13 protein-coding genes are annotated in these 11,771 nt (G+C 73.8%); 8 read left to right on the forward strand and 5 right to left on the reverse strand.

The window, feature by feature from the left end:
• Positions 1–74 precede the first annotated feature (74 nt).
• Positions 75–1,022 carry a helix-turn-helix transcriptional regulator gene (locus ACQUQD_RS22475; RefSeq protein ID WP_428953922.1) on the reverse strand — a complete coding sequence of 316 codons (948 nt, stop codon included), beginning with the start codon at positions 1,020–1,022 and terminating at the stop codon, positions 75–77.
• 187 nt (positions 1,023–1,209) lie between these two features.
• Here ACQUQD_RS22475 and ACQUQD_RS22480 point away from each other — a divergent pair, with 187 nt between their 5' ends.
• The 4 genes from ACQUQD_RS22480 (at position 1,210) to ACQUQD_RS22495 (ending at position 4,700) form a co-directional block, all read left to right on the forward strand.
• Positions 1,210–1,503, forward strand: a complete 294-nt coding sequence (locus ACQUQD_RS22480; protein WP_428953923.1) for a hypothetical protein — start codon at positions 1,210–1,212, stop codon at positions 1,501–1,503.
• A 136-nt stretch (positions 1,504–1,639) separates the two neighbouring features.
• The gene (locus ACQUQD_RS22485; RefSeq protein WP_428953924.1) at positions 1,640–1,861 is read left to right on the forward strand and encodes a hypothetical protein; all 222 of its coding nucleotides are present in this window, start codon (positions 1,640–1,642) and stop codon (positions 1,859–1,861) included.
• 32 nt (positions 1,862–1,893) lie between these two features.
• Positions 1,894–2,832: a ParB N-terminal domain-containing protein gene (locus tag ACQUQD_RS22490; RefSeq protein ID WP_428953925.1), complete on the forward strand. Its 939-nt coding sequence runs from the start codon at positions 1,894–1,896 to the stop codon at positions 2,830–2,832.
• 35 nt (positions 2,833–2,867) lie between these two features.
• On the forward strand, positions 2,868–4,700 hold the full coding sequence (locus ACQUQD_RS22495; RefSeq protein ID WP_428953926.1) for a BTAD domain-containing putative transcriptional regulator: 1,833 nt from the start codon (positions 2,868–2,870) through the stop codon (positions 4,698–4,700).
• Positions 4,701–4,703: 3 nt separating this feature from the next.
• Here the strand turns inward: ACQUQD_RS22495 and ACQUQD_RS22500 are convergent, their stop codons facing one another.
• Entirely contained in the window at positions 4,704–5,714 is a 1,011-nt protein-coding gene (locus ACQUQD_RS22500; RefSeq protein WP_428953927.1) for a zinc-binding dehydrogenase, read from the reverse strand.
• 126 nt (positions 5,715–5,840) lie between these two features.
• Here ACQUQD_RS22500 and ACQUQD_RS22505 point away from each other — a divergent pair, with 126 nt between their 5' ends.
• Entirely contained in the window at positions 5,841–6,521 is a 681-nt protein-coding gene (locus ACQUQD_RS22505) for a pentapeptide repeat-containing protein (protein WP_428953928.1), read from the forward strand.
• A 26-nt stretch (positions 6,522–6,547) separates the two neighbouring features.
• Here the strand turns inward: ACQUQD_RS22505 and ACQUQD_RS22510 are convergent, their stop codons facing one another.
• From ACQUQD_RS22510 to ACQUQD_RS22520, 3 genes are all read right to left on the reverse strand, one after another.
• Complete coding sequence (locus ACQUQD_RS22510; RefSeq protein WP_428957628.1) at positions 6,548–7,057, reverse strand: hypothetical protein; 510 nt, start codon at positions 7,055–7,057, stop codon at positions 6,548–6,550.
• 68 nt (positions 7,058–7,125) lie between these two features.
• Positions 7,126–7,773, reverse strand: a complete 648-nt coding sequence (locus ACQUQD_RS22515) for a response regulator (protein ID WP_428953929.1) — start codon at positions 7,771–7,773, stop codon at positions 7,126–7,128.
• On the reverse strand, positions 7,770–9,095 hold the full coding sequence (locus ACQUQD_RS22520) for a sensor histidine kinase (protein WP_428953930.1): 1,326 nt from the start codon (positions 9,093–9,095) through the stop codon (positions 7,770–7,772). Before ACQUQD_RS22520 ends, ACQUQD_RS22515 begins: the two co-directional genes overlap by 4 nt.
• 227 nt (positions 9,096–9,322) lie before the next feature.
• On the opposite strand from ACQUQD_RS22520, the gene ACQUQD_RS22525 reads away from it, so the two are divergent.
• The 3 genes from ACQUQD_RS22525 to ACQUQD_RS22535 all read left to right on the forward strand — a co-directional run bounded on the left by ACQUQD_RS22525 (position 9,323) and on the right by ACQUQD_RS22535 (position 11,726).
• On the forward strand, positions 9,323–9,865 hold the full coding sequence (locus ACQUQD_RS22525) for a GlcG/HbpS family heme-binding protein (protein ID WP_428953931.1): 543 nt from the start codon (positions 9,323–9,325) through the stop codon (positions 9,863–9,865).
• Positions 9,866–10,005: 140 nt separating this feature from the next.
• A complete protein-coding gene (locus tag ACQUQD_RS22530; protein ID WP_428953932.1) occupies positions 10,006–10,602 on the forward strand; it encodes an ankyrin repeat domain-containing protein in 597 nt (198 codons plus the stop codon).
• The gene (locus ACQUQD_RS22535; RefSeq protein WP_428953933.1) at positions 10,599–11,726 is read left to right on the forward strand and encodes a beta-propeller fold lactonase family protein; all 1,128 of its coding nucleotides are present in this window, start codon (positions 10,599–10,601) and stop codon (positions 11,724–11,726) included. Before ACQUQD_RS22530 ends, ACQUQD_RS22535 begins: the two co-directional genes overlap by 4 nt.
• Positions 11,727–11,771: the final 45 nt, after the last annotated feature.

An 11,771-nucleotide genomic window follows, 5' to 3' on the forward strand; every position in this document is an offset into this window, starting at 1 on the left:
GCGACAAGGGCCTGTCGGGAAAAGCGAGGGGGTGTCCAACCGTCCACGGCGGACGGTTGGACACCCCCTCGGCGTCACTCGGCGGAGCTGGGCAGACAGCCGCGCCGCACCGCCTGCACACCTGCTTGGAAGCGGCTTCTGGCGTCGAGCACGGTGAGCAGCTGGGCCATCGTGCGGCGTACGGTGCGGGCCGAGACGCCGAGATGGTGGGCGATGGCGTCGTCGGTCAGTCCTTGCGCCATGAGACGGAGCACCTCAGTCTGGTGCGTGGTGAGCGCCTCGGGTACGCGCTCCGGACGGGTGCCGATGAGCTGTCCGGACTGCCACACGGTCTCGAACAATGCGTGAATCAGGGCAATTGTTCCGGGATTGTCGATGACCACGGCGCCCGCACCGGTGTTCTGGCTGTCGGCCGCGATGAGGGCCGTCTGCCGGTCGATCAGGATCAGACGATTGGGAAGCGTGGGAGTGGTACGCACGTGGGCGCCCTGGGAGACGAGCCATTCGGCGTGCGCGACGGTCGCCGCGTCACGGCGAATGCTGTCCAGATACACCGTCCGCATGCGTACGCCACGTCCCAGCAGGCGGAGGTTGAGCGGCCGGGACGCCGCCATGTTCTCCGCGGTCTGCGGGCCGCCGGGGGCAAAGGTGAGGAATTCTTCCTGGACCCGGTCGGTCAGGATTTCGAGATGTTCCCTGATGGCGTCGACACCCGAAAGGAAATGGAATCCCGAGCCGGCCCCGGGGGCGTATTGGTGCGCGAACTGGGCGATGGTCTCGGCGACCACCGCGCGACTCGCCTCCACCCGCTGCTGGTGCGCGGCGAGTTCGGCCTGCTGCTGGGCGAGCAGCGCTTCGAGGCCGAGCAGGGGGTTCACCGCGCGCACCTGTGACTCGTGCGCCGACGACTGTCTGATGAGGGCCAGCTTGCTCAGCCGGTCCAGTGCCTCCCGTGCTTCGCGCTCCGTCAGGCCGAGGTCGTCGGCCCAGTCGGAAACATCGCTGTCCGGCTGCTCGAGCAACGTCCGGTAGACGGCCTCGGCAGCCGGGTCTATTCCCAGTCCAGAAAGCAAAGGGATCCTCCCCCCTGGACACAATCCCGTTCCAAAAAATGCTTGTGGAGTTTACATGAAGGATCTGCGTCCGGGATGTGACGCCGATCGCCCTGCCGAGCCGGGCTTTGATCCGGCCGGACGACGAAGACGGCTTATGCACCTCGTTCATATTCACCTGGGGCCCCATCCGGACGGTCTGCCGTTTCCCGCGGGCACCGACGTGGCCGGGACCGTCGTCCGGTCCGCCGCCCCCGCCGCCACGGTCCGCCATGTCTCCGTGCACACGGAGGACGGGGCGGGCCCGGTCATCGGCCTCTACCTGCTCGCCCCGGAGCCCGCGGCCGCCGGCACGGCCGCGTGCATCGCCTGGTGGAGCGCGGTCGCCGCCCGGCCGGAGCTCGGCGGGTGGCCGTTCCTGCGGGCGGAGCCGGCGCCGACTCTGTCCTGATCAGGACATGGCCGCTGGGACCACCCCGAAACCCCTTCTCAGGCCCCTCGGCCGGGTGTGGAATCCAGTCGTCGGGCCGATCGGCGCCCGACGAGCGACCGAAAGGCCCCTGACCGGGGCGCATGCACGAGGGGACATGACGACGATGCGTCGAATTGCAGCATTCGCAGTGGCGGCCGTGGCGGTTCTGTCGGTGGCGGGAGGCGCCGCCCAGTCGCAGATCCGCGACATCCACGCGGCCACGGACGACGCGGGCTGGCAGCGGTCGACGCGTGACGCCGGCTGGCAGACGCCGGGCACGAACGTCCTGGCGGACGGCGCCGCGTCGCGTCAGTCGGACGACGCGGGCTGGCAGTAGGCCGAGGCGACCGGATCCGGCAGGAGGCCCCGATGACGGTGTCGGCCGAGCGACTGGACGCGGAGCATCTGCTGGCGCTGCGCGGCGAGTTGGAGACCGCCCCGGTGGAGCGGGCCCCGATCGCGGCGCTGCGGGTGGCGGACTCCCCCCGCAGCACGACGGAGGACCCGGAGCACGCCCGCGCGCTCGCGGACGCCGGCGAAGCCCTGCCGCCGGTGCTGGTGCACCGCGCGTCCATGACGGTCGTCGACGGGATCCACCGGTTGCGCGCCGCGCAGCTGCGGGGCCGTACCACGGTCGCCGTCCGCTGGTTCGACGGCAGCGCGGAGGACGCCCGCCTGCTGGCGGTCGCGCTCAATGTCACGCACGGGCTGCCGCTGACGGCGGGGGAACGCAGCGCGGCCGCCGAGCACATCCTCACCGCCCGGCCCGAGTGGTCGGACCGGGCGGTGGCGAAACTGGCCGGGCTGTCCCCGAGCCGCACGGCATCGATCCGGCGCCGGCTGGCCGGCGCCGCCGAGCCCGGCGACAAACGAGTCGGCCGGGACGGCCGGGCCCGGCCGCTGGACCCCGGTCCGGGCCGGGAGCGCGCCGCCGCGCTGCTGCGGGAGAACCCGCAGGCGTCGCTGCGGCAGATCGCCCGCCAGGCGGGCGTCTCACCGGGCACGGTCGCGGGGGTGCGGGCCAGGATGGCGCGCGGGGACGCCTGGGGGCGGCCGGCGGACGGATCCGGGGCGGGGGAGGAGACGCGGGACGCGGACCGGCTGCACAGCATGCTGCGCCGCGACCCGGCGTTGCGGTTCACCGAGACCGGCCGCTCGCTGCTGCGTCTGATGGAGGCCGGCGCGGCACTCGCCCGGCACCGGGAGGACATCGCCGCCGGCCTGCCGCCGCACTGCAAGGACTCGGTGGCCCGGCTGGCACAGGAGTACGCGAAGAGCTGGCAGCTGCTGGCCGACGAACTCCTGTGACGGGGACCGAACGAACGTGAGTCAGGGGGAGCTTCATGAGAGTCAACCTTCTCGGGCCGCTCCAGGCCTATGAGGACGATCAACGCGTCGATCTGGCGCCGGCCGCCCAGAAAGTACGTCAGACACTGGCTCTGCTCGTGCTGAACGCCGGCCGGGTGGTGCGCTTCGAGCAGCTCATGGACGAGCTGTGGGACGACGACCCGCCGGCCAGCGCCCACACCGCGCTGCAGACGTACGTCTACCAGCTCAGGAAGCGCTTCTCGCTCGGCAACCCGAGGAGCGGCGGCGCGGTACGGGGGGCCGGGCCGCTGCTGGGCACGGTCGACGGCGGCTACCAGCTGACGCTGCCCGCCGACCATGTGGACGTCTTCCGGTGCGAGCCGCTGCTCGACCGGGCCCGTGCGGAGTTCCGCGACGAGAACTTCGCCGGCGCCCGTGACACGGCGGCCGCAGCGCTGGAGCTCTGGCGGGACGACGCCCTGGTGGACGTGCGCAAGGGGGCCACGCTGCAGGCCGAGGCGGTCCGCCTGCACGAGCTGCGCACCGGCGCGCACCACCTGCGGATCGAATCCGACCTGCACCTCGGCCGGCACCACGAGGTACTCGGCGAACTCACCTCGCTGACCGCACGGGAACCCACGAACGAACGGGCCCAGCGCAACCTGATGACAGCGCTCTACCGCATGGACCGGCGGGCCGAGGCACTTCAGGTCTACCAGCGGGCCCGTGAGCGGATCGCCACCGAGCTGGGACTCGACCCCTCACCCGAACTCCAGGCCCTGCACACGGCCGTGCTCACCTCGGACGAGGCACTGCTGCGCCCCGCCGGACGGCGCACGGCCGTGACCGCCGCCACCCGGGTGCCCTGCCACCTGCCCGCCCCGCGCGAGCGCCTCACCGGGCGCGCCGGCCAACTGGCCCGCCTCACCGAGGCGCTGGCCGGCCGGGCGCGCGGGGACCGCCCGATCGTGGTCGTGGGCGGTGCCCCCGGCACGGGCAAGAGCGAGCTGTGCCTGCACGCCGCCCATCAGGTGAGCGGCGACTACCCGGACGGACGGCTCTACGCCCGCCTCCGGGACGGCGCCGGCCGGCGGGTACGGCCCGCCGAGATCCTCCGCTCGTTCCTGCGTGGACTCGGCGCGACGGAGGAGCAGGTGCGCCTGGGCACGACCGATCTGAGCCTGCTCTTCCGCACCTGGACCGCCGGCCTGCGCGTCCTGGTGGTGCTCGACGACGTGTGCGACGCGCAGGACCTCCTGCCGCTGCTGCCGTCCGGCGCCGGCTGCGCGGTGGTGATCGGCAGCCGCCGCCGGCTGTTCGTGTCCTCGTCGGCGGTCCACGTCGAGCTGGCCGGACTGCCGTTCGCCGACTGCCTGCACCTGCTGACGTCCTCCGTGCCCCACCACCGGATCACCATGGACCCGGAGGGCCTGCGGCGACTGACCGGGTTGTGCCGGGGACTGCCGGGCGCGCTGTTCGCCGTGGCCGCGCAGCTGCGCCGCCGCCCGCACTGGACAGCCCTGCAGGCCACCACCTGGGTGCTCGCGTCCGCGGGCGCCGACGGCGATCCGCTGGGCGTGCGGGCCGGATTCGACCGGACCCTCGCGACGCTGCCCGCCGAGGCGCGGCCCCTGGCGCAGGCGCTGTTGTCGCCAGGCGCCCCCGACCGGCTCACGCCGGTGCTGGCCGCCGCGGCCCTCGGGATCGCCGAACAGCGGGCCGAGGACCTGCTGGAGGAGCTGGTGGAGAACTATCTGCTGCGCGCGCGGACCCCGTGTGTGGACGGCCGGTTCTCCTACGAGTGGGAGCCCGGGGTACGCCCGCTCGCGGCGCGGCACGGGAGCTCGCCGGTCATGTGCTCCGCCTGACGGTCACGGCTCCAGCACGACCTTGCCCGTCGTGCCCCGTGTCTCCAGCGCGTGGTGCGCGGCCGCGGCCCCGGCGAGCGGGAAGCGGTGCACGGCCGGGGTCAGGATGCCGCGGCCCGCGAGGTCGAGGGCGGCGAGTTCCAGGGTGCGGATCGGGTTGTCGCCGCCCGCCTTCCGCATCATCGCCGGGCCGAGGACCTCTTCCTGGACGAGGCCGCGGCGGGCCCGTTCCGTCTCGTCCAGGAGCTGCGGGCCGCCGGCGCCGATGCCCTGGTCGGACCAGCCGAAGACGACGTGGTGGCCGCCGGGGCCGAGCAGGTCGAGGGCCGCGAGCGCGGCCGGGCCGCCGACCCCGTCGAAGAGGACGGTGGCCCGCTCGCCGCGCGCGTCGAGGAACTCCCGTGCCAGGTCGGGCCAGTTGGCGTCCTTGTAGTCGAGGGCGAGGTCCGCGCCGTTCGCCGCGGCCTGTGCCGCCTTCGCCGGGCCGCCGGCCAGGCCGATGACCGTGCCGCCCGCGTGCTTCACGTACTGGACGAGGAGCGTGCCGATGCCGCCCGCCGCCGCGGGGACGATCGCGACCGTCTCCGGGGTGACCTCGGTGAAGTTGAGGATGCCGAGCGCCGTGCGGCCCGTGCCGATCATGGCGACGGCCTGGGCGGCGTCGAGGCCCGGCGGGATCTCGTGCAGGCGGGCGGCGTCCGTGACGGCCAGTTCGGCGTAGCCGCCGGGCGCGAACCCGAGGTGGGCCACGACCTGCTTGCCGAGCCAGGACGGGTCGGTGCCTGGGCCGAGCGACTCGACGGTGCCCGCGACCTCACGGCCGGGGATCGTGGGCAGGTCCGGGAGCCGGGGCAGCGGGCCCCGCACACCGCTGCGGATCGCGGTGTCCAGCAGGTGCACGCCCGCGGCCGCGACCGCGATGCGGACCTGGCCGGGGCCCGGCTCGGGGTCCTCGGTCTTCTCGTACGTGAGGTTCTCGGCCGGGCCGAAGGCGTGCAGTCGGATGGCGTGCATGGGCGCTCCCCCGTCGGATACGTGGATCAGTGGCTCCGGGACGCCAGTCTTCGACCTCAAGTCCGGTTGAGGTCAAGGGCGGTCCGGTGCCGGGGATTGTCAGTGGCGGCGGGCAGCATGGGGGGCATGGCAGACAGGCGTGGCGGAGTGGCGAAGGTGAAGCGGGCGCGGCGGCCGGAGGTGCGGCTGCCCGAGCTGGTGCCGTGGGCGGACGGCGGCCGGCTGGAGCCCGACGGGGACTACGACGGCGTGGAGTTCGCCGGCGCGGACTTCGCCGGGCAGGAGGGGATCGGGGCCCGGTTCATGGACTGCGCGATCGAGGGCTGCGGCTTCGACGGGACCGCGCTGAACCGCGCCCGGATCCTGGACTCGGTGCTGACCGGGATCCGGGGCGTCGGCACGGATCTCGCGGAGGCGACACTGCGGGACGTGGAGGTGGCGGACGCGCGGCTCGGCGGGGTGCAGCTGCACGGCGCCGCCCTGGAGCGGGTGGTGATCCGGGGCGGCAAGATCGACTATCTGAACCTGCGCAAGGCGCGGCTGAAGGACGTCGTGTTCGACGGGTGCGTGCTGGTGGAGCCGGACTTCGGGGGCGCCCGCCTGGAGCGGGTGGAGTTCCCCGGGTGCGTCCTCAAGGGCGCCGACCTCACGGGCGCCACGCTGGCGGACGTCGACCTGCGGGGCGCGGCCGAGCTGGGCATCGCGCGGGGCGTGGACCGGCTGGGCGGGGCGGTGATCTCCGCGCCCCAGCTCTTCGACCTGGCCCCGGCGTTCGCGGCGCAGCTCGGGGTGCGGGTGGAGGGGTAGGGCTCCACGGCTCCGGGCCGGTGCGTCTAGGGCTTGACGGGGACGCGGGGGAAGCGGGCCTGAAGGTCCCAGATCGCCGGGTTGTCCGCCAGGTCCTCGTGCATGTCGGTGAGGTCGGCGACGAGATCGTGCAGGAAGTCCCGTGCCTCGCGGCGCAGTTCGGAGTGGGAGAAGGTCAGCGGCGGTTCGTCGCCCGGCATCCAGTCGGCCTCGATGTCGACCCAGCCGAAGCGGCGCTCGAAGAGCATCCGGTCGGTGGACTCGGTGAAGTCCAGTTCCGCGTACTGCGGGGTGGCGCTGCGGCTGCCGCGCGGGTCGCGGTCCACCTGCTCGACGATGTCGCACAGCGCCCAGGCGAAGTCGAGCACCGGCACCCATCCCCAGGCTGTGGACAGCTCCCGGTCCGCCTTCGTGTCCGCCAGGTACACGTCGCCGCAGAACAGGTCGTGGCGCAGCGCGCGGACGTCCGCGCGGCGGTAGTCCGTCTGCGGCGGGTCGGGGAAGCGGCGGGAGAGGGCGTAGCCGATGTCGAGCACGTAAGGGATGGTGTCACGCCCCCGCGGGCCCGGCGACGCGCGGTGCGGGCGACCGGCGGCGTCCCGGCTCACGGCAGCAGCCGCTGCTCCTTCGCCACCGCGACCGCGCCCGCCCGGGTGTCCACGCCGAGCTTGTCGTAGATCCGGCCCAGGTGGGTCTTGACCGTGGCCTCGCTGATGAACAGGGCCTTGGCGATCTCCCGGTTGCCCAGGCCGTGCGCGAGCTGCGCGAGGATGTCCCGCTCGCGGCCGGTGAGGCTGGGCCGCGGCTTGCGCATATTGGCCATGACGCGGCTGGCGACGGGCGCGGAGAGGGCCGTGCGGCCCTGGGCGGCGGCGTGGATCGCGGCGAAGAGTTCCTCCGGGCGCTCGGCCTTGAGGAGATAGCCCGTGGCGCCCGCCTCGATGGCACGGGTGATGTCGGCGTCGGTGTCGTACGTGGTGAGGACCAGGACGTGCGGGGTCTCTCCGGGAGCGGACGTGAGACGGCGGGTCGTCTCCACGCCGTCGATGCCCGCGCCGAGCTGGAGGTCCATCAGGACGACGTCGGGGGAGAGCTTGGCGGCCAGCGCGAGGGCTTCTTCGCCGGTGCCCGCCTCGCCGACCACCTCGATGTCCTCGGCGCTGTCCAGGAGGGCGAGGAGTCCCGCGCGTACGACCACGTGGTCGTCGCAGAGCAGGATTCTGACGGGGCTGGAAGCGTTGCTCGGGGTCATGTCCGCGGGTCCTCGTCTGCCGGGTGTGTGCTGTGTGCCGCGTGCGCGTCCGTCGTGGCCGGTCGCGCGGTTCCCCGCGCCTCTTGGGGGGCCGCATCCAGCGGGACCGCCGCCGAGAGCACCGTTCCTTCGCCGGGCGCCGATTCGATGGACAGGGTGCCGCCGAGCTGGCTCACCCGGGCCCGGATCGCCGGAAGACCGTGCCCCCGCACCCCCGGCGGAGCCGCCGTCGCCGGGTCGAAGCCGTGGCCGTCGTCCGCGACGTCCAGCACCACCTGATCGTCGAGCAGCGTGAGCGTCACCGCCGCGGTGGCGGCGCCGGAGTGCTCCCGTACGTTCGCGAGGGCGCCCTGGGCGATGCGCAGCAGGGCGCCCTGGACCCGGTCGGGCAGGTGCGGGACGCGGCCGTCCTCGCCGAGGGGGTCGACATGGACGCGGACCGTGAGGCGGTCGCCGGACTCGCGGGCGGCGACCGCGCGCAGCGCCTCCGCCAGGCCCAGCGCCAGATCGGCGGGGGCCAGGTCGTGCACGAAGCGGCGGGCCTCGGTGAGGTTGTGCTCGGCGACCGACCCGGCGGTGCGCACGTGCGCGCGGGCCTTGCCCGGGTCGGACTCCCACACCCGGTCCGCGGCCTGCAGCAGCATCTGCTGGCTGGACAGGCCCTGCGCGAGGGTGTCGTGGATCTCCATGGACAGCCGCTGGCGTTCGGCGAGCGTGCCCTCGCGGCGCTCGGACGCGGCGAGTTCCCGGCGGGTGCGGATCAGGTCGTCGATGAGGGCGCGCTGGCGTGCGGCCTGCCGCTCCATCGTGAGGAACACGGCGGTGGCGATCATGGTGACGGCGGGCGGCGCGAGCACCAGGTCCAGGTCCCAGCGGCCCGCGAGCCGCAGCTGCGCGGCGACGACCAGAACCGTCAGGAACGCCGCCAGGCCCAGGGCGGCGCGGGTCGGCAGCATGCGCAGGCCCGTGTAGAAGAGGGGCACCGCGCACCAGCCGAAGCTCGGCGCCAGCACGACCAGCACCACCCACAGGACGACCACCAGGGCCAGCCAGAGCCGCTGCCGCGCCCGGGACCGCTCCGCGATGCCCCGCACCAGGCCCGCGACGTACGCCAGGGCCAGTACGGCGGACAGCGCGATGATCCACGGGGTGCGGGCGCCGCCGGGGTGGCGCAGCAGGAAGCGGGCCAGGGCCACGGCGAGGAGCACGAAGAACGCGGCGTGCATGACGGTGCTGAGGCGGCGGGTGTCCGCGTCGTAGCTCTCGTCGATGTCGAAGATCTCGTCGGTCCGGCCGATCCGCGCCCGCTGGCTCTCCGGCATGGTCCCGCACCTCCCTTCGCGGCTCCGAACTGGGCAAACACTCCCATTGTCGCGGGCCCCCGCGCCCCCGGGGTCAACCGATCGGATGACCCCGGCATCGGCCGCTCGGCAGCCCGCGAGCAGCCGGAACGCCGACGGCCCTGCCCCGGTTCCGGACCCAGGCTGGAGAGCGGAAGGAACACCGGCCACGCCGACCCGCCCTCACCCAGGAACTCAGGAGTCTCCCCATGAAGAAGCTCTCCCGCCGCTCCACCATCGTCACCAGCGGCGCCGTGATCGCCGCCGTCGCCGCCGGTACGTTCGGCGCGGTCTCCGCGAACGCCTCCGCCCCGGCCGCCGCCCCCGCCGCGGACGCCAAGAGCAGCACCACCACGACGACCACGCACCTGACGCTGGAGTCCGCCACCAAGGCCGCCGAGGCCGCGCTGGACGCCGCGAAGAAGGAGAACCAGAAGGTCTCCGTCGCCGTCGTCGACCGCAACGGCAACACGATCCTGACGCTGCGCGGCGACGGCGCGGGCCCGCAGGCCTACGAGGCCGCCCAGAAGAAGGCGTTCACCGCCGTCTCCTGGAACGCCCCGACGTCCGAGCTGGCCAAGCGCCTGGAGAAGGCCCCGACGCTGAAGGACATCCCCGGCACGCTGTTCCTCGGCGGCGGCGCCCCCGTGGCCGCCAAGGGTGCCCCGATCGCCGGCATCGGCGTGGCCGGCACGCCCTCCGGCGACCTGGACGAGAAGTTCGCCCAGGCCGGCGTGGCCGCGCTGCGCTAGTACCGGGTAGGCAGGTTCCCCCAGTACCGGGTAAGCAGGTCCCCGTGCCCCAGTAGGGGCGCGGGGACCTGCGCGACCAGCCACGACGCAACGCGCACCCGGCAGACAGAACGCACCCGGCAGACGAGGATCCGCACGCCATGAACCCCCACAACCGCACCCTCCTCGAAGCCGCGGCCCAGGGCGACACCGACACCGTCCGCAGCGCGCTGAGCGCAGGCGCCGACCCCGAGACCCGCGACGACCGCTACCGCACCCCCCTCCTCCTCGCGGCCCTGCACGGCCATGTCGCCGCCGCGGAGGCACTCGTCGAGGCGGGGGCCGACCCGAACGCCCAGGACGACCGCGACGACAGCCCCTGGCTGGTCACCGGCGTCACCGGCAGCGTCGCGATGATGCGGGCCCTGCTGCCCGCCCGCCCCGACCTGAAGGTGACCAACCGGTTCGGCGGCATCGCCCTCATCCCCGCCTCCGAACGCGGCCACGTCGAATACGTACGCGCCCTGCTGCGCGAGACCGACATCGACGTCGACCACGTCAACCGCCTCGGCTGGACCGCCCTGCTGGAGGCCGTGATCCTCGGCGACGGGGGCCGCGCGCACCAGGAGATCGTGGAGCTGCTGATCACGGCGGGCGCCACCCCCGGCCTGCCGGACGGCGACGGCGTCACCGCCCTGGAGCACGCCGAGCGGCGCGGTTTCACGGAGATCGCCGGTCTGCTGCGGGCCGTACGGTGAGGCGCCTGGTCCTGGCCGCGACGGCCGTCGCCCTGCTCGCCGGATGCGCCGCGACCGGCGACAACTCACCGCAGGAAAAGCCGAGTCCGCGTCCGTCGGCCCCGGCCGAGCGGCAGCCCGCCGGTACCGAGCCCGTTGGAAGGACGCCCGACGGCACCCTTCTCGTCACCGACTTCGGCGCCGACACCGTCACCTTCATCGACCCGGACAAGGGCGCGATCGACTCGGTGAAGGTCGGCACCGCCCCCTACGGTCTCGCCGTCGGCGACGACGGCCGGGCCTGGGTCGCCACCGCCGAGGGCGTCGCCGTCGTCGACACCGACCGCCGTACGCGCACCGCCCTCGTCCCGTACGAGACGGCGAACCTCGGCGAGCCGACGCACGGCGAGTACCGCGGCGGCGGCATGGGCATCGCCCTCGCGCCCGACGGCAAGCACGTCTACGTGGGCGTCAACGTGCCCGACGGCAACGGCACGCTGGAGGTCGTCGACACCCGCGGCCTCAAGGTGACCGGCACCGCCGACGTCGGCCGCCGTCCCTTCGACGTCGACGTCTCGCGGGACGGCGGGCAGGTGTACGCCACCGACCACGACTCGTTCGACGTCACCGTCGTCGACCCCGCCGACCTCGACGCCACCCGCCGCATCGAGGTCGCCCCGTACGGCACCGAGGGCGGCCTCGGCTCCTGGCTCAAGCCGCACTACGCGGCCGTACGCCCCTCCGACGGAAAGCTCCTGTTCCCCTTCGAGGGCGAGAAGCTCGTCGTCGTCGACCCGGACAGCGGCCGCTCGACGATCGAGCGGATGACGGCGAACACGCACCAGCACGGCACCACGATCACCCCCGACGGCACCCTCCTCGTCGTCGGCACGGGCCCCATCGACCCGTCCAGGGACGAGGGCCCGTCCCTCACCGTCCGCGCGAAGGACGGCAAGGAGAAGGTGATCCCGCTCGACGGCCCGCACGAGGACGTCACCGTCTCCGCCGACGGCCGCACGGCCTACGTCACCGGCGGCTTCACCCGCGACGGCTACTGGAACGGCCTCACCGTCGTCGACCTGGACAGCGGCGACACCCGCCGACTGGCCGCCGGGGACAGGCCGTTGGGCATCGCCGTCCTGTGAGGGCCCGGGAACAGGTCCTGGGGCCGGGCGCGGTCCCGGCCGCGG

Origin of the sequence: Streptomyces sp. cg35 (assembly GCF_050410835.1) — a bacterium.
Taxonomy (GTDB): domain Bacteria; phylum Actinomycetota; class Actinomycetes; order Streptomycetales; family Streptomycetaceae; genus Streptomyces.

What these genes read in the sequence shown, in the direction of transcription:
- ACQUQD_RS22480 (WP_428953923.1), top strand. Translation starts at nt 1,210, where the DNA reads ATGCACCTCGTTCATATTCACCTGGGGCCCCATCCGGACGGTCTGCCG.
- ACQUQD_RS22485 (WP_428953924.1), top strand. Translation starts at nt 1,640, where the DNA reads ATGACGACGATGCGTCGAATTGCAGCATTCGCAGTGGCGGCCGTGGCG.
- ACQUQD_RS22490 (WP_428953925.1), top strand. Translation starts at nt 1,894, where the DNA reads ATGACGGTGTCGGCCGAGCGACTGGACGCGGAGCATCTGCTGGCGCTG.
- ACQUQD_RS22495 (WP_428953926.1), top strand. Translation starts at nt 2,868, where the DNA reads ATGAGAGTCAACCTTCTCGGGCCGCTCCAGGCCTATGAGGACGATCAA.
- ACQUQD_RS22500 (WP_428953927.1), bottom strand. Translation starts at nt 5,714, where the DNA reads ATGCACGCCATCCGACTGCACGCCTTCGGCCCGGCCGAGAACCTCACG.
- ACQUQD_RS22505 (WP_428953928.1), top strand. Translation starts at nt 5,841, where the DNA reads ATGGCAGACAGGCGTGGCGGAGTGGCGAAGGTGAAGCGGGCGCGGCGG.
- ACQUQD_RS22515 (WP_428953929.1), bottom strand. Translation starts at nt 7,773, where the DNA reads ATGACCCCGAGCAACGCTTCCAGCCCCGTCAGAATCCTGCTCTGCGAC.
- ACQUQD_RS22520 (WP_428953930.1), bottom strand. Translation starts at nt 9,095, where the DNA reads ATGCCGGAGAGCCAGCGGGCGCGGATCGGCCGGACCGACGAGATCTTC.
- ACQUQD_RS22525 (WP_428953931.1), top strand. Translation starts at nt 9,323, where the DNA reads ATGAAGAAGCTCTCCCGCCGCTCCACCATCGTCACCAGCGGCGCCGTG.
- ACQUQD_RS22530 (WP_428953932.1), top strand. Translation starts at nt 10,006, where the DNA reads ATGAACCCCCACAACCGCACCCTCCTCGAAGCCGCGGCCCAGGGCGAC.